This is a genomic window from Streptoalloteichus tenebrarius, assembly GCF_024171885.1.
Lineage (GTDB): Bacteria > Actinomycetota > Actinomycetes > Mycobacteriales > Pseudonocardiaceae > Streptoalloteichus > Streptoalloteichus tenebrarius.
The window spans coordinates 77,962-102,239 of record NZ_JAMTCP010000021.1 but is presented as its reverse complement, the minus strand read 5'-3'; the positions used below and the strand labels follow the sequence as shown (position 1 = coordinate 102,239).

The 24,278-nt window shown below is 72.8% G+C and carries 18 protein-coding genes; 5 read left to right on the top strand and 13 right to left on the bottom strand.

The features are described 5' to 3' along the window. Positions 1–84: 84 nt before the first annotated feature. The 8 genes from LX15_RS18315 to LX15_RS18280 form a co-directional block, all read right to left on the bottom strand. Complete coding sequence (locus tag LX15_RS18315; RefSeq protein WP_253670832.1) at positions 85–1,131, bottom strand: 3-isopropylmalate dehydrogenase; 1,047 nt, start codon at positions 1,129–1,131, stop codon at positions 85–87. Positions 1,132–1,494: 363 nt separating this feature from the next. Continuing rightward, positions 1,495–4,932 carry a S8 family peptidase gene (locus LX15_RS18310; RefSeq protein ID WP_253670831.1) on the bottom strand — a complete coding sequence of 1,146 codons (3,438 nt, stop codon included), beginning with the start codon at positions 4,930–4,932 and terminating at the stop codon, positions 1,495–1,497. A 438-nt stretch (positions 4,933–5,370) separates the two neighbouring features. Next, complete coding sequence (locus tag LX15_RS18305) at positions 5,371–5,829, bottom strand: hypothetical protein (protein ID WP_253670830.1); 459 nt, start codon at positions 5,827–5,829, stop codon at positions 5,371–5,373. Between the two features lie 123 nt (positions 5,830–5,952). Continuing rightward, positions 5,953–7,551, bottom strand: coding sequence for a phosphoglycerate dehydrogenase (gene serA, locus LX15_RS18300; protein WP_253670829.1), 1,599 nt, complete (start codon positions 7,549–7,551; stop codon positions 5,953–5,955). A 269-nt stretch (positions 7,552–7,820) separates the two neighbouring features. Next, positions 7,821–8,834: a ketol-acid reductoisomerase gene (gene ilvC, locus LX15_RS18295; RefSeq protein ID WP_253670828.1), complete on the bottom strand. Its 1,014-nt coding sequence runs from the start codon at positions 8,832–8,834 to the stop codon at positions 7,821–7,823. Positions 8,835–8,895: 61 nt separating this feature from the next. Then, complete coding sequence (gene ilvN / locus LX15_RS18290; RefSeq protein ID WP_253670827.1) at positions 8,896–9,402, bottom strand: acetolactate synthase small subunit; 507 nt, start codon at positions 9,400–9,402, stop codon at positions 8,896–8,898. Beyond that, the gene (locus LX15_RS18285) at positions 9,399–10,208 is read right to left on the bottom strand and encodes an aspartate/glutamate racemase family protein (protein WP_253670826.1); all 810 of its coding nucleotides are present in this window, start codon (positions 10,206–10,208) and stop codon (positions 9,399–9,401) included. The genes ilvN and LX15_RS18285 overlap by 4 nt, the downstream gene beginning before the upstream one ends. Before the next feature lie 75 nt (positions 10,209–10,283). Continuing rightward, the gene (locus tag LX15_RS18280) at positions 10,284–12,134 is read right to left on the bottom strand and encodes an acetolactate synthase large subunit (protein WP_253670825.1); all 1,851 of its coding nucleotides are present in this window, start codon (positions 12,132–12,134) and stop codon (positions 10,284–10,286) included. 340 nt (positions 12,135–12,474) lie between these two features. Here LX15_RS18280 and LX15_RS18275 point away from each other — a divergent pair, with 340 nt between their 5' ends. Next, positions 12,475–13,194 carry a PH domain-containing protein gene (locus tag LX15_RS18275; protein WP_253670824.1) on the top strand — a complete coding sequence of 240 codons (720 nt, stop codon included), beginning with the start codon at positions 12,475–12,477 and terminating at the stop codon, positions 13,192–13,194. Positions 13,195–13,244: 50 nt separating this feature from the next. After that, positions 13,245–15,089 (top strand): dihydroxy-acid dehydratase, encoded by a 1,845-nt coding sequence (ilvD, locus tag LX15_RS18270; RefSeq protein ID WP_253670823.1) that lies wholly within the window; start codon positions 13,245–13,247, stop codon positions 15,087–15,089. Positions 15,090–15,272: 183 nt separating this feature from the next. On the opposite strand, the gene LX15_RS18265 is transcribed toward ilvD, so the two are convergent. The 3 genes from LX15_RS18265 to LX15_RS18255 all read right to left on the bottom strand — a co-directional run bounded on the left by LX15_RS18265 (position 15,273) and on the right by LX15_RS18255 (position 17,907). After that, a complete protein-coding gene (locus LX15_RS18265; RefSeq protein ID WP_253670822.1) occupies positions 15,273–15,839 on the bottom strand; it encodes a DoxX family protein in 567 nt (188 codons plus the stop codon). A 158-nt stretch (positions 15,840–15,997) separates the two neighbouring features. Continuing rightward, a complete protein-coding gene (locus tag LX15_RS18260; RefSeq protein WP_253670821.1) occupies positions 15,998–16,912 on the bottom strand; it encodes a 2-hydroxyacid dehydrogenase in 915 nt (304 codons plus the stop codon). A gap of 29 nt (positions 16,913–16,941) precedes the next feature. After that, positions 16,942–17,907: a LysR family transcriptional regulator gene (locus LX15_RS18255; protein WP_253670820.1), complete on the bottom strand. Its 966-nt coding sequence runs from the start codon at positions 17,905–17,907 to the stop codon at positions 16,942–16,944. 106 nt (positions 17,908–18,013) lie between these two features. Between LX15_RS18255 and tdh the strand changes: the two genes are divergently transcribed. From tdh to LX15_RS18240, 3 genes are all read left to right on the top strand, one after another. Beyond that, entirely contained in the window at positions 18,014–19,075 is a 1,062-nt protein-coding gene (gene tdh / locus LX15_RS18250; RefSeq protein WP_253670819.1) for an L-threonine 3-dehydrogenase, read from the top strand. Between the two features lie 13 nt (positions 19,076–19,088). Beyond that, on the top strand, positions 19,089–20,273 hold the full coding sequence (locus LX15_RS18245) for a glycine C-acetyltransferase (protein ID WP_253670818.1): 1,185 nt from the start codon (positions 19,089–19,091) through the stop codon (positions 20,271–20,273). 669 nt (positions 20,274–20,942) lie between these two features. Further along, the gene (locus tag LX15_RS18240) at positions 20,943–22,130 is read left to right on the top strand and encodes a PQQ-dependent sugar dehydrogenase (RefSeq protein ID WP_372502750.1); all 1,188 of its coding nucleotides are present in this window, start codon (positions 20,943–20,945) and stop codon (positions 22,128–22,130) included. Between the two features lie 446 nt (positions 22,131–22,576). Here the strand turns inward: LX15_RS18240 and gatB are convergent, their stop codons facing one another. Together gatB and LX15_RS18230 are read right to left on the bottom strand one after the other, a co-directional pair. Beyond that, a complete protein-coding gene (gene gatB, locus LX15_RS18235; protein ID WP_253670816.1) occupies positions 22,577–24,085 on the bottom strand; it encodes an Asp-tRNA(Asn)/Glu-tRNA(Gln) amidotransferase subunit GatB in 1,509 nt (502 codons plus the stop codon). Next, complete coding sequence (locus tag LX15_RS18230; protein ID WP_253670815.1) at positions 24,082–24,273, bottom strand: hypothetical protein; 192 nt, start codon at positions 24,271–24,273, stop codon at positions 24,082–24,084. The genes gatB and LX15_RS18230 overlap by 4 nt, the downstream gene beginning before the upstream one ends. Positions 24,274–24,278: the final 5 nt, after the last annotated feature.

The window sequence follows — 24,278 nt, the reverse complement described above, 5'->3', positions numbered from 1 at the left end:
AAAGGCCGGGGAAAGCCCGAGGAACGCCGGGGCCCCGACCACGGGTGGTCGGGGCCCCGGACGGAGGAACGATCTCGGCGAGGATCAGACCTCGGCGCGGTGGTGCGTGTTGGAGGAGACCAGCGCCGCCAGGCGGTCGCCGATCGCGTAGGTCGCGCCCGGCGCCGAGTGGTCGCGGGTGGCCAGGTCGAAGGCCACCGCCGCCTCGATCCGCCGCGCCGCCTCCTGCTCGCCGAGGTGGTCCAGCAGCAGCGCGACCGACAGCACCGCGGCCGTCGGGTCCGCGACGCCCTGGCCCGCGATGTCCGGGGCGCTGCCGTGCACCGGCTCGAACATGCTCGGGTTGCGCCGGGTGACGTCCAGGTTGCCCGAGGCCGCCAGCCCGATGCCGCCGGTCACCGCCGCCGCGAGGTCGGTGATGATGTCGCCGAACAGGTTGTCCGTGACGATCACGTCGAACCGGCCGGGGTCGGTCACCATGTGGATCGTCGTGGCGTCCACGTGCTGGTAGGACACGGTCACGTCCGGGTACTGGAGCGAGACCTCCTCGACCACCCTGGACCACAGCGAGCCCGCGTGGGTGAGGACGTTGGTCTTGTGCACCAGCGTCAGGTGCCGGCGCGGACGGCCCTGCGCCCGCTGGAACGCGTCCCGCACCACCCGCTCGACGCCGAACGAGGTGTTGATGCTGACCTCGGTCGCGATCTCGTGCGGGGTGTCCTTGCGCAGCAGGCCGCCGTTGCCCGCGTAGAGGCCCTCCGTGCCCTCGCGCACCACCAGCATGTCGATCTCCGGCGGGTCGGCGATCGGGCTGCGCACGCCCGGGTACAGCCGCGCCGGCCGCAGGTTCACGTGGTGGTCCAGCTCGAAGCGCAGGCGCAGCAGCAGCCCGCGCTCCAGGATCCCGCTGGGCACCGAGGGATCGCCGACGGCGCCGAGCAGGATGGCGTCGTGCTGGCGCAGCTCCCCCAGCACCGACTCCGGCAGCAACTCTCCGGTGGCGTGCCACCGCGCCGCGCCGAGGTCGTAGCGGGTGATCTCCGCATCCGGCACGACCTCACCGAGCACCTTGAGCGCCTCGGCGATCACCTCGGGTCCAATCCCGTCACCTGGGATCACCGCGAGCCGCATCGACACACCTCCCGGGTTGTAGGTCCCACCCATCGGAACCCATCCACTTGCGCGAAGGCTACCCGCCGCCGCGTCGCTATCCGCAGCGCGGACACGCCTCCACACTGATCTATCCCGATCTGCGGGACACCCGTTCGGGTGATGCCGCGTCGGGTCCGCCGTCATCGTCCGCGCTGGACCGGATGGGACAGCGCGGACCGTCGGAGTGCGCATTCTGCCCGGCGCCGCAAGGCAAAGCGCCCCCGGGGTCCACCGTGAACCGCCGCCCGCCCCCGGCACCCGCTGTCACCTGGTCGGAGAAGGACGGTGCCCGGGCCGGCGGTCAGCCGACCCGGGCACCGGTGTCCGTCGGACCCCTCGACGTCAGGACGAGTGACGCCCGTCCCCGGCGCCCCGGCCCAGGTCCACGTCGGACCAGGCGCGGGCGCCGTCGACCGACACGACCTGGGCCCTGTCGCCCGAGGCGTTGTGGTGGTGCAGGACGAGCAGCTTGTCCGCCCTGTCCATCGCCAGCGAGCCGGCGTCCCGGTTGACGACCAGCGCGGTGCCCGGCCTGGCCACGTAGGACAGTGCGGCGTCGCCGCCGCCCTGCGCCCACAGGCCCGGCTTGAGCGGGTCGAACGACATCGGCTTGTCGAGCTTGTCGATCACGCCGTCCTTGTCGGCAGGGCCGGTGTAGAAGCCGGAGACGCCGACGGTGTACGACAGCCGGGCCGACGCGGCGTTCGGGTCGATCCCGAGCGCCTTGAGCGACACCGGCAGCACGATGACGTCGCTGTCGAAGACGTTCGTGTCGACGTCGCCGAACTGGCCGTTGACCGGTTGCAGGTCGACCGACTGGAACCCGCCGTTGGGCAGCGGCTTGTTCAGGTCCACCGTGGAGGCGACCAGCACGTCGGTGCCGCTCGGCTTCGAGACGAAGGTCTCGAACTCGGGCTTGCCGTCGCCGTTCACGTCGATGTCGATGTAGGGCACGGTGTTGGACCCGACGTTGTACCAGTTGCCCCACGTGGCGATGCCGAAGGCGAGGAGGGCCTGGTCGGCCTTGCCCTGGGCCCTGGCCAGCGGAGCGGTCGAGGTGGCGCCCACGTACCGCAGGTCGCCGCCCTTGGCGGTGTCGTTCGGCGTGCAGTCGCTGGTGACCTTCTTGTCGCACTTCGGAAGCCGCGGGGAGGTCCCCTGCAACTCCAGGACGCTCACCAGCGAGCGGTAGGCCGAGGCGTCCTGCCCCTGGTCGATCCCCCGCCCCTTGAGGTTCAGCACCGCCTGCGCGTCGCCGCGGTGGAACTTCACCCTGTCACCGGCGCTGATCTTCGCCACGGGCTTCGGGGCGGCGTAGACCGGGACGCGCAGCGGCGTGGACGAACCGTTCTTCGGGGTCAGCACCAGCCGGCCCGAGGCGTCGGCCAGGAACTGCCGAGCGACGTTGAGCTGCGTCGTCTGGACGGTCGGGTCGACGGTCCTGCGCAGCGCGCCGGGATCGTCGATCTTCAGCGTCAGCTTCACCTTGGCCACGCCGCGCGGGCTGAGCCGGATGGAGCTGGTGGAGACCTCGTAGCGGACGCCGGGGATCTGCGTGGCGGCCTGGAAGCTCGGGGTCAGCTCGACCGAGTTGACGCCCTTGTTCACGACCTTCACGGTCTTGCTGATCTCCGTCCTGCCCGAGACCTCGACCGTGCCGAACGAGACGCTGACCGCGCCAGGGTCGTCCTCCACCATGGCCAGCACCTGGTTGTCCAGGGCCGACTTGGCGTCGATCCGGCCGGCGCCCACGCGGTTCGGCGCGAGCACCGTCCCGTTGGGTCCGGTGCGGACGTCCGCGCCGGCGGTGTTCATCACCGCCGCCTTGACCTCCTCCGGCGTCCAGTCAGGGTGGGCCTGGCGCACCAGCGCGGCGATGCCGGAGGTGTGCGGCGCGGCCATCGACGTGCCACTGATCACCAGCGTGCCGTTGCCGCTGCCGACGAGGGCCGAGGCGATCGTGTCGCCGGGCGCGGCCACGTCCGGCTTGACGACCTTGTGGTGCACGCCGCGCGAGGTGAACGTGCTCGGCGTGTCCGAGATCTCCGGCGCGTGCGTCTTCACGCTCGTGCGGAGGTCGCCGGCCATGCGCACCTGGAGCGTGCCGGCGGCCAGCGCGGGGCGCAGGGCCTTGGTGGCCGTGCCGGTGAACTGGAACACCGGAATGCCCTTGTTGCCGCCGATCCCGGCGTTGAAGTTGTCCACAGAGGACGAGAAGATCGCGCCGACCGCGCCGGCGGCCTGGGCGTTGTCCGCCCTGACCCCGGAACCGCAGCGGCGGCTGGCGTCGTTGTCGTCCCACTCCAGCCAGACGAACCGGCCCACCACGGCCGCCTTGTCCGCCGAGGAGAACGGGCGGCAACCGTCCTTGTTGGACTCATCGGTCAGGCCGACCACCGGCTTGGTGCGCTCCAGCCCGGCGTAGTCGGCGTAGTTCTGGCTGTACTGCCCGGCCTTCACGCCGGCGACGTCGGCGGGGCCGACCACCTCGGCGCCGTCCCGCAGGACGAACGAGTCGCGCGTGCTCGCCACGGTCAGCGCCTCGGGCGTGCTGCCCGGCGAGCCGCCCACGTCGTACAGGTCGCCGCCGTTGCCCGCCGAGATCACCGGGAGCACGCCGTGCTTGACCAGCTTGCGCACGAACAGGCTGTCCGGGTCGTCGGGAGCGCCGTAGTCCTGGCCCAGCGACAGGTTCACGACGTCGAGGCGGTCGCTGAAGTCGCCGTCGCCGTCGGGGTCGAGCGCCCAGTCCAGCGCCTGGCCGGTGAGGTTGGTGGACCCGGTGCAGCCGAACACCTTGATGGCGTAGAGCAGGGCCTTGGGCGCGGTGCCCGGCCCGATGCGCATCTCGTTGAGCTGCTTGTCGTCCAGCTTGTCGTAGTCGCCCCGGAAGGTGCTGCCGTCGGCGTTGACGCCGAGCCCGGCCGCCGTGCCCGCGACGTGCGTGCCGTGGCTGTGGCAGTCCATCGGGTTCGGGTCGGGCTTGGGCACCATCGCCGCCGGTCCGCTCTTGCCGCTGCCGTCGTAGTCGTCGCCGGCGAGGTCGACGCCGCCGACCACCTTGGGCGTCGGGAAGTACGAGGGGTCGGCCTTGGTGCGGTCGATCGCGTCGTAGGCGGCCTTGGTGCCGGGCCCGCCGAACGTCGCGTGGGTGTAGTCGATGCCGGTGTCGATGACGCCGACCCTGATCCCGTCGCCGAGGCGGCCGGTCTGCTGCCAGGCGGCCAGGGTCCGCGTGAGCTGGACCGCGTTGGCGTTGCCGGGCTCCTTGGGTACGACCGCGTGCACCGCCCGCACCTCGGGCAGGTCGGCCAACGTCCGCACCTTGTCGGCGTCGGCGGTGACCACGACGCCCGGGACGGCGTTGCTGGTGCGGTAGGTCTCCGTCGCGCCGGCGTCCTTGGCCTTCAGCTCGGTGACGACCTTCTCGGCGGCGCGCTGGGTGTCCTGCTTGGCCTCCCTGGCGGCCTGCTTGGCCTGCTCCTTGTCGGAGCCCTGCTTCTCGGTGAACGCGTCGACGGCCGGCTTCTTCTCCAGCTCGACGAACGCGGTCACCCTGCCCTGCGCGGCCGCCAGCCGGGGCGCGATCTTGTCCTGGAGCGCCTTGGCCGGCAGGCCGCCGGCGGCCGGCACCGACGGGGCGAGATCGCCCCGGCCGTCCTGGCCGCTCGCCACGCCGACTCCGGTCACCCCGGTCGCCAGCACCGCGGCGAACAGGGCCGCGGCCGAGCGCGCCGCGGCCCGGCGGACGCCGTGCCCCGGTCCTCGGGTTCGACTCACTGCTGCCCTCACCTGAGGCCGTCTCCGACCATGCCCGCCGGTCCGCTCGCGCGAACCGGCACGCGCTCCCCCTCGGCCGGCGGATCCGCACCACACCCGGGCAGCGCCGGCGCGGTGCCGAGCCCTCCGCGGCACCTGGTCCGGCCTCGTGCGGGAACCTAACGCGGCTCACCCCACCGTGTACTGCTCCATTGGAGTGATCACGCCGACATGACCGCGATATTGGATACGCGGTGTGCCGTGATCCGGCCCCGATCCGCGCCACGACCGGAACGGGTCATCGTCCGAATTGGTCTGATCGTGTCAATCCTGAAGAGCGCGGCGAACGCGTCAGGCACGGCAATCTGGCGACGGGGCAACCGCGTCGACGGCCGTCCATGATCCCGGGGAGTCGCGGGGGTCAGGGAGAACCGCGACGGATCACGGGCCTCCGGGGCGTCAGAACCCCCAACCGTCGGGCCGCGCCGCCACCCGCCCGAGCCACCACGCGATCACCAGCAGCATCCCCGCCACGGCGCCCAGGTACGGCGCCCCGGTCGTGTTGACCAGGGGCGCGCCGCGGACCGCCAGCACCTGCCAGAGGGCGCCGACCAGGGCGGGCGCCGACAACAGCCGCCACCGGTCCGCCCTGGCCACCACGAGCGGCGGCACGAGCACGGCGACCGTGTGCGGCACGAACCCGAAGCAGAAGTAGCTGGCGGGAAAGGAACTCCACCACGGAGGAAGCCCGTCGGCGCCGCCGAGCAGGTACCCGGCGCGGAACTCCAGGAAGCTCTCCCCCGGCCACCACGGCAGGACGTACAACCCGAGCACCGTCACGACCGCGGCCACCGCGGCCAGCCAGCGGGCCGCGAGGAGCCCGCCCGACGTGTCGTCCGGCCCGGCCCCGACCCCCATGATCACCAAGTTAGGGCACGTCGTCCCGCCCGCGCGTGCTCCGAACGGTTGGCCCGGTCCCCGGACGCGCGTCACCCCGCGCCGCTCGGGCACGGGGTGACGCGGGAATCCCGGGAGCGGGACTCAGTCGAAGGCGAGGTCGCGCACGGTGCGCGCGCCGATCGCGGCGCCGATCGGCTCCAGCACGCCGGCGGCCACCGGCCGGTCCACCCGCAGCAACATGATCGCCTCGGCCCGGTCGGTCGTCTGACTGATCTGCGCCGCCTCCACGTTGACCCCGGCCTCGCCGAGCAGGGTGCCCACGGTGCCCATCACGGCGGGGCGCTCCGGGTAGACCAGCAGCAGCACGTGCCCCTCGGCCCGCAGGTCGAAGTGCCGCCCGTTGATCTCCACCAGCTTCTCGACCTGGCGCGGGCCGGTGAGGGTGCCGGACACGCTCAGCGTCTCGCCGTCGGCCAGCACGGCCCGCAGCCGGACCAGGCTGCGGTGGTCGGCGCTCTCCGACTCCTTGCGCAGCTCGACCTTCACGCCCAGGTCCTCGGCCAGCCTCGGCGCGTTGACGAAGGTGACCTGGTTCTCCACCACGCCGGAGAACACCCCGCGCAGGGCGGCCAGCGGCAGCACCGTCACGTCCTCGTCGGACAGCTCGCCACGCACCTCCACGGTCACCGCGGCCGGCGGCTTCGTGGTCAGCGCGGACAACACGGCGCCAAGCTTCTGGGTCAGCGGCAGGTACGGGCGGACCTCCTCGTTGACCACGCCGCCGCTCTGCACGTTCACCGCGTCCGGCACGAACTCGCCCCGCAGGGCCAGCAGCACCGACCGGGCCACGTCGGTGCCGGCCCTGTCCTGGGCCTCGGCCGTCGACGCGCCCAGGTGCGGGGTGACGACCACGTTCGGCAGGCCGAACAGCGGGCTGTCGGTGCACGGCTCCTTCGTGAACACGTCGATCCCGGCGCCGCCCACGTGGCCGGACCGCACCGCCTCGGCCAGCGCGGCCTCGTCGACCAGCCCGCCCCTGGCGGCGTTGACGATCAGCACGCCCTTCCGGCAGCGGGCGAGCTGCTCCGCGCCGATGAGGCCGAGCGTCTCCGGGGTCTTGGGCAGGTGGATGGAGATCGCGTCCGCCCGCTCCAGCAGCTCGTCGAGGCTCACCAGCTCGATGCCGAGCTGCGCGGCGCGCGCGGCCGACACGTACGGGTCGTAGGCGATGACCGTGGTGCCGAAGGCGGCGATCCGCTGCGCGAAGAGCTGGCCGATCTTGCCGAGGCCGACGACGCCGACGGTCTTGCCGTTCAGCTCCACACCGGTGTAGGCGCTGCGCTTCCACTCGCCGGCGCGCAGGCTGGCGTCGGCGGCCGGCACCCGGCGGGCGACCGCGAGCAGCAACGCGAGCGCGTGCTCGGCGGCGGAGACGATGTTGGAGGTGGGGGCGTTGACCACCATCACGCCGCGCTCGGTGGCGGCGGGCACCTCGACGTTGTCCAGTCCCACCCCCGCCCTGGCGACGACCTTGAGCCGCTTGCCGGCGTCGAGCACCTCGGCGTCCACCCGGGTGGCCGAGCGGACGAGCAGGGCGTCGGCCTCGGCGACCGCGGTGAGCAGGGCCGGTCGGTCGGTGCCGTCGACATGACGGACCTCGACCTCGTCCCCGAACACCGAGAGCACCGACGGCGCGAGCTTCTCGGCGATCAGGACGACGGGGCGGCTGGCGTTGGTCACGGGTTCGCTCCTGGATCAGGCGATGCGTGCGCTCGGGTGCGGGGGCGCGCGCTCGACACCGGGCGCGGCCGACCCGCGATCACACGGGTCACCGCGCTGTGCCCCTGCGTGAGGCCGTGAGTCTATCCACCGGGGGAACACCCCGTCCCACCTGGGACGTCTCCGGTTCCGTCACACGGGTTCCGTCACACCGGGCCCCTCCCGTGGCGCACGACGCGGAGGGGGCGGCGGTGATCCACCGCCGCCCCCTCGGGCCGTCCCGCCGCCGGTCAGGCGGTCTCGGTGATCGGCCGGTCCACCCACGACATCAGGCCGCGCAGCTTCCGGCCGACCTCCTCGATGCCGTGCGCCGCCAGCTCCTCGCGGTGGCGGGTGAAGTTCACCCGGCCGGAGTCCATCTCGGCCACCAGCTCCTTGGCGAAGGAGCCGTCCTGGATCTCGCCCAGGATCCGGCGCATCTCCTCCTTCACCCGCTCGTCGACGACGCGCCGACCCCGGGTGTAGCCGCCGTACTCCGCGGTGTCGGAGACGGAGTAGAACATCCGGGCGATGCCGCCCTCGTACATGAGGTCGACGATCAGCTTCAGCTCGTGCAGGCACTCGAAGTAGGCCACCTCCGGCGCGTAGCCCGCCTCGGTCAGCACCTCGAACCCGGCCTGCACCAGGGCGGACGCCCCGCCGCAGAGCACCGCCTGCTCGCCGAACAGGTCGGTCTCGGTCTCCTCCTTGAAGGTGGTGCGGATGACGCCGGCCCGCGTGCCGCCGATCGCCTTGGCGTAGGACAGGGCGAGCGCGGTGGCCTTGCCGGTGGCGTCCTGCTCCACCGCGACCAGGCAGGGCACGCCCTTGCCGTCGACGAACTGGCGGCGCACCAGGTGGCCGGGGCCCTTGGGGGCGACCATGGCCACGTCCACGCCGGCCGGCGGCTGGATCAGGCCGTACCGGATGGCCAGGCCGTGCCCGAAGAACAGCGCGTCGCCGTCCTTCAGGTTGGGCGCGACGTCCTGGGCGAACAGGTCGCGCTGCTTGTGGTCCGGCGCGAGGATCATGATCACGTCGGCCTCGGCGGCGGCCTCGGCGGGGGTGACCACCCGCAGGCCCTCCTCCTCCGCCTTCGGCCGCGACTTCGAGCCCTCCGGCAGGCCGATCCGGACGTCGACGCCGGAGTCCCGCAGGCTCAGCGCGTGCGCGTGGCCCTGGCTGCCGTAGCCGATCACGGCCACCGTGCGGCCCTGGATGATCGACAGGTCTGCGTCGTCGTCGTAGAAGATTTCGGCTGGCATGGGGTTGTGCTCTCTCTTCTCTCTGCTGGACTTGTTGTGGACGACCGATGCCGCGAGGGCCTCAGCGGACTGCGGTGGCGGTGATGGACCTGGCGCCTCGGCCGATGGCCACCATGCCGGACTGCACCATCTCCCGGATGCCGTAGGGCTCCAGCATGCGGAGCAGCGCGTCGAGCTTGTCCTGGGTGCCGGTGGCCTCGACCGTGACCGCCTCGGGGGAGACGTCGACGACCTTGGCCCTGAAGAGCTGGACCGTCTCCAGCACCTGGCTGCGCACCGTGGCGTCGGCCCTGACCTTGACCAGCAGCAGCTCCCGCCGGACCGAGGTGTCGCGCTCCAACTCGACGATCTTTATCACGTTCACCAGCTTGTTGAGCTGCTTGGTCACCTGCTCCAGCGGCAGCTCGTCGACCGAGACGACGATCGTCATCCGGGAGACCTCGGGGTGCTCGGTGGGCCCCACCGCGAGCGACTCGATGTTGAAGCCGCGGCGGGAGAACAGCCCGGCCACCCTGGCCAGCACGCCGGGCTTGTTCTCCACCAGCACGCTCAGCGTGTGCTTGCTCATGCGCTGCGCTCCTGTCGGGTCTCGGCGAGCGGGTCGGGGACGGGGGTGAGCCTCGGCGCGGCGACGCGCGCCGCCGGTGCCGGGTCGGGCACGGCGGTGTCGAGGAGCGCGGCGTCGAGAAGGGCCGCGTCGAGAAGGGCGGTGGCGTGCAACGCGGTCGAGTCGAGCACGGGGACACCCTCCACTTCGGACTGTCCAAGGAGGAGGGAGATCTCGGTGCACCCGAGCACGACGGCGCGGGCGCCCCTGTCGGCGAGCCTGGCCACGATCTCCTCGTACCGCCGGCGGGAGGAGTCGAGCACCACGCCCCGGCACAGCTCGTCGTAGATCACGTCGTGCACCACGCGGCGGTCCCCCGCGTCAGGGACGACGACCTCGACGCCGTGTCGCGCCATGCCCTCGGTGTAGAGCGAGGAGGTCATCGTGAACTCCGTGCCGAGCACCGCGACCCGGTCGACGCCCCTGGCCCGCGCGGCCTCCCCCACCACGTCCACGATGTGCACCAACGGGATCCCCGCCGCGGCGGCGATCTGCGGGGCCACGAGGTGCATGGTGTTGGTGGCGATGCCGAGCACCTCGGCGCCCGCCGCGACCAGCGCCGCGGCCTCGGCCGCCAACGTCGCGCCCAGCGCCTCCCAGGCGGAGGCGTGCTGGAGCTCGGCGATGTCGGCGAAGTCCACCGACCTCAGCACCAGGTCGGCGGAGTGCAGGCCACCCAGCCGCTCGCGGGCGCCCTCGTTGAGCAGGCGGTAGTAGACGGCGGTGGACTCCCAGCTCATCCCGCCCAGCAGACCGATCCTGCGCATCACGCGCCCACCCCCGTCGTCCTCGTCTCGCTGCTCGCCCGCGCGCCGGGCGTCGCGTCGCCGCTCATCCGGCGCTCACTCGGCGTCGTCGAAGAGCGGGCGGATGCCCCTGGCGGCCATGATCTCGTCGTTGCCGGTGCCGGCCGCGACCATCGGCCACACCTGGGCGTCCTTGCCGACGACGAAGTCGATGACCACCGGGCGGTCGTTGATCTCCATGGCCTTCCTGACCACCTCGTCGACCTCGTCCCGCGACTCGGCGCGCAGCCCGACGCAGCCGAGCGCCTCGGCCAGCAGGACGAAGTCCGGGATGCGGTGCTTGTGGGTGCCCAGGTCGGTCTGCGAGTAGCGCTGGTCGTAGAACAGGGTCTGCCACTGGCGGACCATGCCCAGGTTGCCGTTGTTGATGACGGCGACCTTGATCGGGATGTTCTCGATGGCGCAGGTGGCCAGTTCCTGGTTGGTCATCTGGAAACAGCCGTCGCCGTCGATGGCCCACACCGGGAGGTCGGGCCGGCCGACCTTGGCGCCCATCGCGCCCGGCACGGCGAAGCCCATCGTGCCCAGGCCGCCGGAGTTGACGAAGCTGCGCGGGTTCTCGTACCGGACGAACTGCGCGGCCCACATCTGGTGCTGGCCGACGCCGGCCGCGTAGACCGCGTCGGGCCCGACCAGCGCGCCGATCCGCTCGATGACGTACTGCGGCGACAGCGTGCCGTCGGCCGGCCAGTCGTAGCCCAGCGGGAAGGTCTGCCGCCAGTGGTCGAGCTGCGCCCACCACTCGGCGAGGTCGGGCGCGCCCGTCCGCTCCAGCTCGGCCCTGACCGCCTCGGTCAGCTCGGCGACGACCTCCTTGCAGTCGCCCACGATCGGCACGTCGGCCCTGCGGTTCTTGGAGATCTCGGCGGGGTCGATGTCGGCGTGCACGACCGTCGCCTCGGGGGCGAAGGAGTCGAGCTTGCCGGTGACCCGGTCGTCGAAGCGCGCGCCGAGCGCGACCAGCAGGTCGGCACGCTGCATCGCGGCGACCGCGGCGACGGTGCCGTGCATGCCCGGCATGCCCAGGTGCTGCCGGTGCGAGTCGGGGAAGGCGCCCCTGGCCATCAGCGTGGTCACCACGGGGATGCCGGTCAGCTCGGCCAGCTCCCGCAGCTCCGCCGCCGCGTCGGCCTTGAGGACGCCGCCGCCGACGTAGAGGACGGGACGGCGCGCGGTGGCGATGAGCCGGGCGGCCTCCCGCACCTGCTTGCCGTGCGGGCGGGTGGTCGGCCGGTAGCCGGGCAGGCGCATCTCCGGCGGCCAGACGAACGAGGTGACGGCCTGCTGCACGTCCTTGGGGATGTCGACCAGGACGGGGCCGGGCCGGCCGGTGCTGGCCAGGTGGAACGCCTCCGCGATGGTGCGCGGGATGTCGGCGGGGTCGGTGACCAGGAAGTTGTGCTTGGTGATCGGCATGGTGATGCCGCAGATGTCGGCTTCCTGGAAGCCGTCGGTGCCGATCAGCGACTGCGCGACCTGGCCGGTGATGGCGACCACCGGGACCGAGTCCATGTACGCGTCGGCGAGCGGGGTGACCAGGTTGGTCGCCCCGGGGCCCGAGGTCGCCACGCAGACGCCGACCCTGCCGGTGGCCTGCGCGTACCCGGTGGCGGCGTGGCCGGCGCCCTGCTCGTGGCGGACCAGCACGTGCCGCAGGCCCCTGGAGTCGAGGAGCGCGTCGTAGGCCGGCATGATCGCGCCGCCGGGGATCCCGAACACGACGTCGCAGCCGACGGCCTCAAGGGAGCGGACGAGGGACTGCGCGCCGGTCACGCGGACCGGGGCGCCGCTGGGCGGGGTCGGTCGGGGCGGCACCGGCCGGGGGTGGGCTGGCCCGGGTGAGGCCGGCTTGGGCGCCGGGGCCGGACGCGGGGTGGCGCTGGTCATGGGGGCTGCCTTCGTGGGTCGGGGAAGGGATCCGGGCACGAAAAAACCCTCGCCAGCCCGAAGGTGGGCCGTACGAGGGTCAGGCGCGTCGACGCTGCGTGTAATCCCTAGGCGTCGACGCGCCTGGAAATTACGAGAAGGAGGTCGGTCAGTCGCAGCACGGCCCCGACGTTAGCCCCACGTCCGGCGGAGCGTCAACACTGCGGAACGATCGTCCCAGGAAATGGACACATCCGGGGGACCGCCGACGCCATCCTGGCAGGTGACAGGGTGTGCCGCCGCCCACTGGCCCGCCGGGTCGACGTCACCGGTGAACGGGATGGGTGGGACCATTCGGGACGTGAGCGAAGCCGCCACTCCGCAGCAGGACCCCACCGGGCCCCGGGCCGACGGGGCGCCCGGCGCCGCGCCGGCCGCCGGTCAGACCGGCCAGACCGGCCCGGTCGGCCCGCACGGCCGGAGCCACCGGAACGGCGCGGTCGACGCCACCGCCGGCCAGCCCGCGCCGGGGCCAGGGGCCGACACCGGCCAGGCCACCCCTGGCGCGCCCGCGCGGGAGCCCCGGGAGCCCGCCGCCGGGCCCGCCCCGCACGCGGTGTTCCGCGTGAGCCCGATCGGCGTGTTCGTCATCCTCTTCCTCGCGGTCTGCGTGACGCCGGTCGCCTGGGGCGCTCCCGGCCTCCAGGTCGTCTACCTCGTCCCGCTCGCGCTGCTCGTGTGGTGGTGGCGCGTGCGCACCGTCGTGCGCCCCGACGAGATCGTGGTGCGTGAGATGTTCCGCACCCGGCGTCTGCGGTGGGACGACATCGTCTCGCTGCGGCTGTCCGAGCGCTCCGTCGTGAGCGCCGTGCTGCGCGACGAGACCGAGGTGCCCCTGCCCTCGGTGCGCGCCCGGCACATCCCGGTGCTGGCCACCATCAGCGGACGGCTCCCCGGTCCGGGGGCGGCGTCGGCTACCGTTGGTGAGGACCCTTCGGCGACCCCGAAGGCCGCCGACGCCCCGGCCGCGGACGCGGGGACCGGCGCGGACGGAGAAACCCGTTCCCGCGAGGACGCCTGAGTCCACCCCACCCCGCGGCCGGCACACCAGCGACAGCTCCAGGAGGAGCCGTGCCCGCGCTGCGCTCCCGCTCCACCACCCACGGCCGTAACGCCGCCGGCGCCCGCGCGCTGTGGCGTGCCACCGGCATGACCGACAGCGACTTCGGCAAGCCGATCGTGGCCATCGCCAACTCCTACACCCAGTTCGTGCCGGGGCACGTGCACCTCCGCGACCTCGGGGAGCTGGTGGCCGGCGCGGTGCGGGAGGCCGGCGGCGTGCCCCGCGAGTTCCACACCATCGCGGTGGACGACGGCATCGCCATGGGCCACGGCGGCATGCTCTACTCCCTGCCCTCGCGCGAGATCATCGCCGACTCGGTGGAGTACATGGTCAACGCGCACCAGGCGGACGCGCTGGTGTGCATCTCCAACTGCGACAAGATCACGCCGGGCATGCTCAACGCCGCGATGCGGCTGAACATCCCGACCGTGTTCGTCTCCGGCGGCCCGATGGAGGCTGGCAAGGCGGTCGTGGTGGACGGCGTGGCGCACGCGCCGACCGACCTCATCACCGCGATCTCCGCCTCGGCCAACGACCAGGTCGACGACGCCGGACTCGCCGAGGTCGAGCGCTCGGCCTGCCCGACCTGCGGCTCCTGCTCCGGCATGTTCACCGCCAACTCGATGAACTGCCTCACCGAGGCGCTCGGGCTGGCGCTGCCCGGCAACGGCTCGACCCTGGCCACGCACGCCGCGCGGCGGGACCTGTTCCTGCGCGCCGGCTCGCTCGTGGTCGAGCTGGCCCGGCGCTGGTACGAGCACGACGACGCCTCGGCGCTGCCCCGCTCGATCGCCGACCGCAAGGCGTTCGAGAACGCGATGGCGCTGGACATGGCGATGGGCGGCTCCACGAACACGGTGCTGCACATCCTCGCCGCCGCGCGGGAGGGCGAGGTCGACTTCACCCTCGCCGACATCGACGCGATCAGCCGCAGGGTGCCGTGCCTGAGCAAGGTCAGCCCGAACTCCGACTACCACATGGAGGACGTGCACCGGGCCGGCGGCATCCCGGCGATCCTCGGCGAGCTGGACAGGGCCGGCCTGCTGCACCGGGACGTGCACGCCGTGCACAGCCCGTCGCTGGCCGAGTGGCTGTCCACGTGGGACGTCCGGGGCGGGTCGCCGTCGCCCGAGGCGGTGGAGCTCTTCCACGCCGCGCCGGGCGGGGTCCGCACCACCCAGGCGTTCTCCTCCACCAACCGTTGGTCCTCTTTGGACACCGACGCGGCCGGCGGCTGCATCAGGGACGCCGCGCACGCCTACACCGCCGACGGCGGACTGGCGGTGCTGTACGGCAACCTGGCCGAGGACGGCGCGGTCATCAAGACCGCGGGCATCCCGGAGGAGCTGTGGCACTTCCGGGGCCCGGCCCGGGTGGTGGAGAGCCAGGAGCAGGCCGTGTCGGTGATCCTCAACCGCGAGATCCAGCCCGGCGAGGTGCTGGTGGTGCGGTACGAGGGGCCGGCCGGCGGCCCCGGCATGCAGGAGATGCTGCACCCCACCGCGTTCCTCAAGGGCGCCGGCCTGGGCAGGGTGTGCGCGTTGATCACCGACGGCCGGTTCTCCGGCGGCTCGTCCGGGATCTCCGTGGGGCACGTCTCGCCGGAGGCCGCGGCGGGCGGGGCGATCGGGCTGGTCGAGGACGGCGACGAGATCCTCATCGACGTCCGCGAGCGGCGGCTGGCGCTGCTCGTCGACGACGCGGTGCTGGCGGAGCGGCGCGCGAAGATGGAGGCCGCCGAGCGGCCGTGGCAGCCCAGGGACCGCCAGCGCCAGGTCTCGCTCGCCCTGCGCGCCTACGCCAAGCTCGCCACCTCGGCCGCGACCGGCGCCGTCCGCAACCCGAACCTGTGATCCACACCGTTTCCACGCGTCCCGCCCGCGCACGCACCTCGCGTCGCGTGGGCGGGACGCGTCGTCACGGCGACCGGTCACGCCACGTCGTTGACCGGAGTCACCCGTGACCCGTCACCTGTCGGCCCTTCGGTGGTCGCCGGACGACGTCGCGGGCGGTCGTGGGCGGTCGTGGGCGCCGGATCAGCGGTCGCGCACCATCAGCAGGACGAGGACCGCGGCGCCGACGGCGAGCACCAGGAACGGCAGGCCGCTGATCAGCGGGCGGCGCATCCACACCCGCCCCGTGTCCACGGCCGCGCGCCCGGGGCCGGCCAGCAGCAGGCAGGCGGCCGCGGCGGCCAGCACCAGGTCGAGTTCGAACCCCTGACCCGTGCCGGTGAAGAACCCGTTGGGCCACTTCACCGCCACGCTGCTGATCATCACGCCGAGCAGGCCGGCCGCGGCCAGCGGGGTGAGCAGGCCCAACACCACCAGGACACCGCCGACGAACTCGGTCAGGCCGGTCACCCAGGCCATCAGGGTGGTCTGCCGGAAGCCGAGCGCGTCCAGGTACTGGGCGAAGCCGGCGATGCCGGGGCCGTCGAAGGCGCCGAAGAGCTTCTGCGCGCCGTGCGCGACGAACGTGCCGCCGAGCACCAGCCGCAGGACCAGCAGGCCGAGGTCCGCGCCGGCGGTCCAGCCCAGCGGGCGCGGCTCCGGCTCGAAGATCGGCGCGGTGCGCGCTGGCTCCTCGTCGTGGGTGCTCACGGGCAGCAGGCTAGGTGCTCCCGGCCACACCGGCGACTCGAACGGGACGGCGGAGAGCGTCCTCATCGGACGGATCCGGCGGGGGCGGAACCGGCGGGGGCGGAACCGGCGCGGGGACGCCGGCAGGGCCGGGTGGCGCGGCCGGCCGCTGCCGGTGGTCAGTAGGCGCCGGTGACGAGGTTGTCCGGGCGGCGTCCGGCGGCGAACGCGGCGACCTGGGCGGCGGCGACGCGGAACGCCCGCGTCTCCTGGCCCCGGCTGTTCCCGCCGACGTGCGGGGTGATGAGCACGCCCTCGACAGTCCACAGTGGATGGTCGGCGGGCAGCGGCTCCGGGTCGGTCACGTCGAGCACCGCGCGCAGCCGGCCCCGCCGCAGCTCGGCCAGCAGGGCGTCGGTGTCGACCACCGGCCCCCTGGCCGCGTTGACCAGGATGGCCCCGTCGGGCATGCGGGCGAGGAAGTCGGCGTCCACCATGCCCCGGGTCTCCTCGGTCAGCGGCACGACGACGACCACCGCGTCCTGCGCCGGCAGCAACTCGGGCAGGGCGTCGACGCCGTGCACGCCGGTCCTGGCCGTCCGCCCCACCATCGTGGGGATCGCGTCGAACGCCTCCAGCCGCCGGCGGAGCTGGTTCCCGATGTCGCCCGCGCCCACCACGAGCACCCGCTTGCCCTGGAGGGTGTCCACCTGGCGGTGCTCCCACCGGCGCTCCGCCTGGAGGGCGAGGAACGCGGGGAACTGGCGGTAGACGGTCAACAGGGCGGTCATCGCCCACTCGGCGGTGCTTCCCCCGTGCGCGCCGCGCGCCGAGGCGATGGCGACGCCCTCCGGCAGCATGTCCACCCACCCGTCGACCCCGGCGGTCAGCGTCTGCACCAGGCGCAGCCGGGGCAGTTGGGGGACGAGCGCGCGGGCCGGCTCCGTGGGCCAGATCGGCACGACCAGGGCCTCGGCCTCGGCGGCCTCCGGCGGGAGCGGGGCGTTCGGGTCGTAGTGGACCGGGCGCAGGCCCGCGACCTCACCGAAGATCGGAACAGCGTCGACGGAGGGGACGAGCACGGTGAACGGCACAGCGCCACCGTACTCGGTCCGTTAGCGGATCAAACGGGTTCGCCCCGGCCGGTTCCCGACCCCTCGGCTCCTGGCCCCTCGGCGCGCTCGTCCAACGCCTCCGCGGCCGTGCGCAGCGCGTCGAGGGTCATGCCCAGCAAGGGGTGGCGCTCGCCGCCGCGCCGCAGCGCCGCGAATACCCGCCGGGTGGGCGGCCGACCGGTGACCGGGCGGATCACCGCGTCCCGCAGCTCCACGCCGCGCAGCGCGGACCGGGGGACCAGCGCCACGCCCACCCCCGCCCCCGCCAGCGCGCAGATCGCCCGGAAGTCGTCCGAGGAGTGCGCCACCCTGGGCTGGAAACCGGCGTTCTCGCAGGCGAGCTGCACCACGTCGTGGCAGGGGTTGCCCGGCCACGGCGTGATCCACTCCTCCGCGGCCAGCTCGCCGACGGCGACCCCGTCCTCCTCGGCCAGGCGGTGCGTCGCGGGGAGCACCGCGTCGAACGGCTCGGCGTAGAGCGGGACCCGCGCCAGGCGCTCGTCGTCGGCCCCGGGTGCGCCCCGGTAGTCCATCGCGATCGCCATGTCCACCTCGCCGGCCAGCAGCAACGGCAGGCTGGCGTGCCCCTCGGCGTCCCTGACCAGCACCTCCACCTTCGGCGCCCGCGCCCTCAGGTCCGCGATGGCCGGCGCCACGACCATGGTGATCGCGGTGGCGAAGGCGGCGACCACCACGCGCCCCGCCGCACCGCTGGCGCACGCCGCGAGGTCGGCCTCGGCCCGTTCGAGCTGCGCGAGCACCGCGCTGGCGTGCGAGGCGAGGATCTCCCCGGCGGCGGTCAGCCGCACCGCGCGGCCACGCCGGTCCAGCAGCGGCTGCCCCACCTCCGACTCCAGCGCGGCCAACTGCTGCGACACCGCCGACGGCGTCAGGTAGAGGGACCTGGCGGCGGCGGTGACGGTGCCGTGGTCGGCCAGCGCGCGCAGCACGCGCAGCCGGCGAGGGTCGATCACACCTCCATCGTCGCACGTCCGCGCGGGCCGCCTGTTCAGGTGAGCTAAACACCCTTTCGAGAAAACGTCGATGGACTTCGTCGCGCGCCCTGCCGACAGTAGGGGCGTGAAGGCGCTGGTGAAGACCGCCGCCGGCCCGGGGCTGGAGCTGACCGAGGTTCCCGACCCCCGACCCGGCGACAACGACGTGCTCATCCGGGTGCTGCGCACCGGCATCTGCGGCACGGACCTGCACATCGAGAGCTGGGACGACTGGGCGGCCGGCGCGGTGCGCGCCCCGCTGGTCCTCGGCCACGAGTTCGTCGGTGAGGTCGTCGCGGTCGGCTCCGGCGTCACCAGGGCCAAGCCCGGCGACCTGGTCAGCGGCGAGGGCCACCTGGTGTGCGGCTCCTGCCGCAACTGCATGGCCGGCCGGCGCCACCTCTGCGTGCGGACGGTCGGGCTGGGCGTGCACACCGACGGCGCGTTCGCCGAGCTGGTCGCGCTGCCCGAGTCCAACGTGTGGGTGCACCGCCAGCCGGTCGACCTCGACGTGGCCGCGATCTTCGACCCGTTCGGCAACGCGGTGCACACCGCGCTGGCGTTCCCGGTGCTCGGCGAGGACGTGCTGATCACCGGGGCCGGCCCGATCGGCATCATGGCCGCCGCCGTGGCCAGGCACGCCGGCGCCCGGCACGTGGTCATCACCGACGTCAGCGACTACCGGCTGGAGCTGGCCCGCAAGGTGGGCGTGAGCCTGGCGCTGGACGTGCGCTCGACCACCATCGAGGACGCGCAGCGCACGCTGGGCATGAAGGAGGGCTTCGACGTCGGCCTGGAGATGTCCGGCCGACCGGGTCCGCTGCGCGACATGATCGCGAACATGACGCACGGCGGACGGATCGCGGTGCTCGGCCTGCCCACCGAGGACATCCCGATCGACATGTCCAGGGTGGTCACGCACATGCTGACCATCAAGGGCATCTACGGGCGGGAGATGTACGAGACCTGGTACGCCATGTCCGTGCTGCTCCAGGGCGGGCTGGACATCAGCCCGGTGATCACCGACCGGTTCGGCTTCGAGCAGCACGCCGAGGCGTTCGCGGCGGCCCGCTCCGGGCGCTGCGGCAAGGTCGTGATCGACTGGACGCGCCCCGTCCTGCCCGCCAGCCAGCCGACCGGAGCCTGAGGAGGCAACCGACGTGTTCAGCGCGATGCGTGACGACCTGCGCACCGCCCTCGACGAGATCCGCGCCGCCGGTCTCTACAAGGGCGAGCGGATCATCTCCAGCCCGCAGGCCGCGGCGATCAGGGTCAGCGGCGACGAGGTGCTGAACTTCTGCGCCAACAACTACCTCGGCCTGGCCGACCACCCCGAGGTCGTCGCCGCGGCCAAGGCGTCGCTGGACGAGTGGGGCTTCGGCATGGCCTCCGTGCGGTTCATCTGCGGAACGCAGGAGCCGCACAAGCAGTTGGAGGCGAAGCTCAGCTCGTTCCTGGGCACCGAGGACACGATCCTCTACAGCTCGTGCTTCGACGCCAACGGCGGCGTCTTCGAGACGCTGCTGTCCGACGCGGACGCCGTCATCTCCGACGAGCTGAACCACGCGAGCATCATCGACGGCATCCGCCTGTCCAAGGCCGCTCGGTACCGCTACCGCAACCGGGACATGGCCGACCTGGAGCGCAAGCTCAAGGAGGCCGCCGACGCGCGGTACCGCCTGATCGTCACCGACGGCGTGTTCTCGATGGACGGCTACGTGGCGCCGCTGGACGAGATCTGCGACCTCGCCGAGCGGCACGACGCCCTGGTGATGGTGGACGACTCGCACGCCGTGGGCTTCGTCGGCGACGGCGGTCGGGGCACCCCGGAGCTGTTCGGCGTGGGCGACCGGGTCGACATCCTCACCGGCACCCTTGGCAAGGCGCTCGGCGGGGCCAGCGGCGGCTATGTCAGTGGCCGCGCGGAGATCGTGGAGATGCTGCGGCAGCGCTCCCGCCCGTACCTGTTCTCGAACTCGCTGGCGCCGTCGATCGTCGCGGCGTCCCTCAGGGTGCTCGACCTGCTGTCCACCTCGGACACGCAGCGCGCCCGGCTGCGGGAGAACACGGCGCTGTTCCGCCGGCGGATGACGGAGCTGGGCTTCGACATCCTGCCCGGCGACCACCCCATCACCCCGGTGATGGTCGGCGACGCCGCCGAGGCCGCGCGCATGGCGGACCTGCTGCTCGCCAAGGGCATCTACGTCATCGCGTTCTCCTACCCGGTGGTCCCCAAGGGCCTGGCCCGCATCCGGGTCCAGCTCTCGGCGGCCCACTCCACCGAGGACGTCGAGCGCGCCGTCCGCGCCTTCGCCGAGGCACGCGACGAGCTGGCCGCCGGCTGAGGCGACAAGTCACCCACGTCGAGGGCGGCGCTCCGCGGAGCGCCGCCCTCAACGCATTTCCGGCTCGACGGCCGACCACTTCCCCACGACAACGAATCGACAAATCGACCGCACCACCGACCGAGGGAATTCCTCACCCTCCCTCACCCAGACGACGCGCATGCGGCCCATTTCTGTCAGACCCACATGCGACATTAGAAGTGGGGGGTCCCCCTACTACAGCGCTGTAGGCGCGCGCGAGGAGCGACCAAGACCCGAAGCCGGCGGGAAGGCGCGAGGTCGGAGCACCCCCGGTACGTTCCCGGTACGTCTCCTCAGATGCGTTCGCGCACCCTGGCATGCCCTCGCATGCCCTCGTATGCCCGCGCAGGCCCTCGCGGATCCGCGATCATCCGCCCCACTCACCCACCGACAGAATCGACGCCGCCCGGGAGCCGGTTTCCCCTTCTCACTCACCCGACCAGGGCATTCCCCGCTTTCACTCGGCCAGGTGACCCGTCGACGGCGTTTTCTGTCAGACCCCCATGAGACGTTGAAAAAGGGGGTTCCCCCCTACTACAGGGCTGGAGTCGCGCGCGAGGCGACGGCGGGCCGGGAGGTGACCGGGGCTGCGGCGGGGCGGGGACCCTCACCAGGGGTTCACCTCGCACCGCCTACCGTGGGGACGTGATGGGTGGGGGTCGCAGGCGTGTGTTCACTCGGCCGGCGGTGCGGGTCGCACTGGCCGCCGGCGTGAGCGCGCTCGCGCTCGTGACGTCCTGCGCGCGGTTCCCCGACGCCCGTCCCGCCGAGAACTGGCAGGAGAAGCCTCACCTGACGCCGGAGGCCGGGCCGAAGCCCCGGGTCGAGGGCGACCCGGAGAACGGGCCGAGGAACGGCCAGGGCGGCAGGACCTCCTCGTCGGTGCCGCCCCCGCAGGGCTGCCGGGACTTCGACCCCGCCGTGATCGGCACGTGCCTGGAGCCGGTCACGGCCGTCGCCACCCTCGGCGAGGCCACGGCGCTGGCCGCCGACCGCACGGGCCGCGTCGTGCGGGTGGAGAAGGGGCGCGACCCGGTGGAGATCGCCAGGATCCCGGTCGACACGGCCGGTGACGGCGGGCTGACCGGGCTGGCGCTGTCCCCGAACTACGCCGAGGACGAGCTGATCTACGCCTACGTCACCACGGCCACCGACAACCGCGTCGTGCGGTTCGCCCGCAACGACACCCCCAAGCCCGTACTGACGGGAATCCCGAAGGGCGGGTCGGGCAACCGGGGCGCGCTGGCCAGCGACCGGAAGGGGAACCTGCTGGTCGCCACCGGCGACGCCGGCAACGCGGCCGCGGCCAACGACCCGAACTCGCTGGCCGGCAAGGTCCTCCGGATCGACACGGCCGGCAAGCCCGCCAAGGACAACCCGAACGCCGGCTCCCCCGTCCTGGCCAGCGGCCTGCACGCGCCGGGCGGCCTGTGCACGGACCGGGAGGGCAAGGCGAGCTGGGTGACCGACCGGGCGCAGGACCGGGACCTGTTGTTCCAGGTGCGCCCCGGCAAGCTCGACACCCCCGCGTGGAACTGGCCGGACCGCCCCGGCGTCGGCGGTTGCGCGGTCGGGTCGTCCATCATCGCCGTCGCCCTGGAACGCGGGGCCGCGCTCGCCAACCTCCTCCTGAACCCCGACGGCACCTTCAAGGGGCAGCCGCAGCTCAGCGCGCAGAACCAGTACGGGCGGCTCTCCGCAGCCGACGTCGGGCCCGACGGGACGTACGCGTTCTTCGGCACGATGAACAAGGCGGGTGGTCAGCCCGTCTCCAGCGACGACCGGGTCGTCGCGATCCCGCTCAACAAGGCCGGCTCGGCGAACGGTAAAGACTGATAAGAACTGACACCGTCTGACAACGGTAAAGACTGACACCGTCTCACACAGTCCAGCACTGTGTGATGCCGTCCCGCGCTGCCTGACGCTTTCCAGCACCGTCCGTCGGACACCGTCCAGCACTGCCACGACACCGCGCGACATCGCCTGGCAACGCTCAGCGCGACCAACCGCCGACCGCGCCCGCCTCACGCAGCCGATGCGATCTGTCGTCCCGGCACGGCGGCCACACCACCGCGCGCCGTCACCAACTTCCCGCATCCAGCGTCCACAGTGGAAACAGTGGGCCTCCGACGTAGACAGTCCTCTGTGGACAACGCCGTGCGCGGGCGTCAGACCGCGAGCAGCAGGAAGCACCAGGACATCGGGCCAAGAACGTTGAGAAACGCCGTGGACCCGTGGGCTCCGCCGGAACGGCGCCCACGGGTCCACGAGAAAACGACGGCTCAGCCCTGGCCGCAGCGCTCCAGCACCAGCTCCCGGACCCGCTTGGCGTCGGCCTGGCCCTTGGTGGCCTTCATGACCGCGCCGACGATCGCGCCGGCGGCGGCCACCTTGCCGCTCCGGATCTTCTCCGCCACGTCGGCGTTGGCGGCCAGCGCCTCGTCGATCGCGGCGAGCAGCGCCGAGTCGTCGGAGACGACCTTCAGGCCCCGCTTCTCCACGACCTCGTCCGGCTCGCCCTCGCCGTCGAGCACGCCGTCGACCACCTGGCGCGCCAGCTTGTTGGTCAGCGTTCCCTCCGCGACCAGGGCGATCACCCTGGCGACCTGGGCCGGCGTGATCTCCAGGTCGCCCAGCTCCACACCGCGGACGTTGGCCTGCTGCGCGAGGTAGGACACCCACCACGAGCGCGCCTCGCCCGGCGCGGCTCCGGCCTCGACCGTCTCGGCGACCAGCTCCAACGCGCCCGCGTTGACCAGGTCGCGCAGCTCGGCGTCGGACAGGCCCCACTCCTCCTGGGCCCGGCGGCGCCGCTCCCACGGCAGCTCGGGCAGGGTGGTCCGGAGTTGCTCCACCCACTCCCGCGCCGGCGCGATCGGCACCAGGTCGGGCTCGGGGAAGTAGCGGTAGTCCTCGGCGGTCTCCTTGCGCCGCCCGGAGGACGTGCTGCCGGTCGCCTCGTCGAAGTGCCGCGTCTCCTGCACCACGGTGCCGCCGGCGGCTAGGACCGCGCCCTGCCGGCACATCTCGTACCGCACGGCGCGCTCCACCGAGCGCAGCGAGTTGACGTTCTTGGTCTCGCTGCGGGTGCCGAACTCCTCGGCGCCCTTGGGCATCAGCGACACGTTGGCGTCGCAGCGCAGCGAGCCCTGGTCCATGCGCACGTCGGAGACGTCGAGCGCGCGGAGCAGGTCGCGCAGCGCGGTCACGTAGGCGCGGGCCACCTCGGGCGCCCGCTCCCCCGCGCCGACGATCGGCTTGGTGACGATCTCGATCAGCGGCACGCCCGCGCGGTTGTAGTCCAGCAGCGAGTGCTCGGCGCCGTGGATGCGGCCGGTCGCGCCACCGACGTGCAGCGACTTGCCGGTGTCCTCCTCCATGTGGGCCCGCTCGATGCCCACGCGGAAGATCTCGCCGTCCTCCAGCACCACGTCCAGGTACCCGTCGTACGCGATCGGCTCGTCGTACTGCGAGGTCTGGAAGTTCTTCGGCATGTCAGGGTAGAAGTAGTTCTTCCTGGCGAACCGGCACCACTCCGCGATCTGGCAGTTCAGCGCCAGACCGATCCGGATCGCCGACTCCACGGCCTTGCCGTTGACGACCGGCAGCGCGCCGGGCAGGCCGAGGCAGGTCGGGCACACCCGGGAGTTCGGCTCGCCGCCGAAGACGTTGGCGCAGCCGCAGAACATCTTGGTGGCGGTGGACAGCTCGACGTGCACCTCCAGCCCGAGGACCGGGTCGAAGCGCGCGACGACGTCGGCGTAGTCCATCAACTCGGCGGTGGCGGTCACTTGCTCCTGCCCTTCCGCAGGCCGCGCAGGGCGAGCGCGGCACCGGTGATCACGACGATGGCGTTGCCCAGCGCGTTGACCAGCATCAGCCGGTCCGACTTCTCCCTGGCCGCCCTGAGCTGGCGCACCACGCCGACCGCGCCGGCGGCCGAGCCGGCGACCATCAGCGCGCCCCGGAGCTTGCGCATCCCGT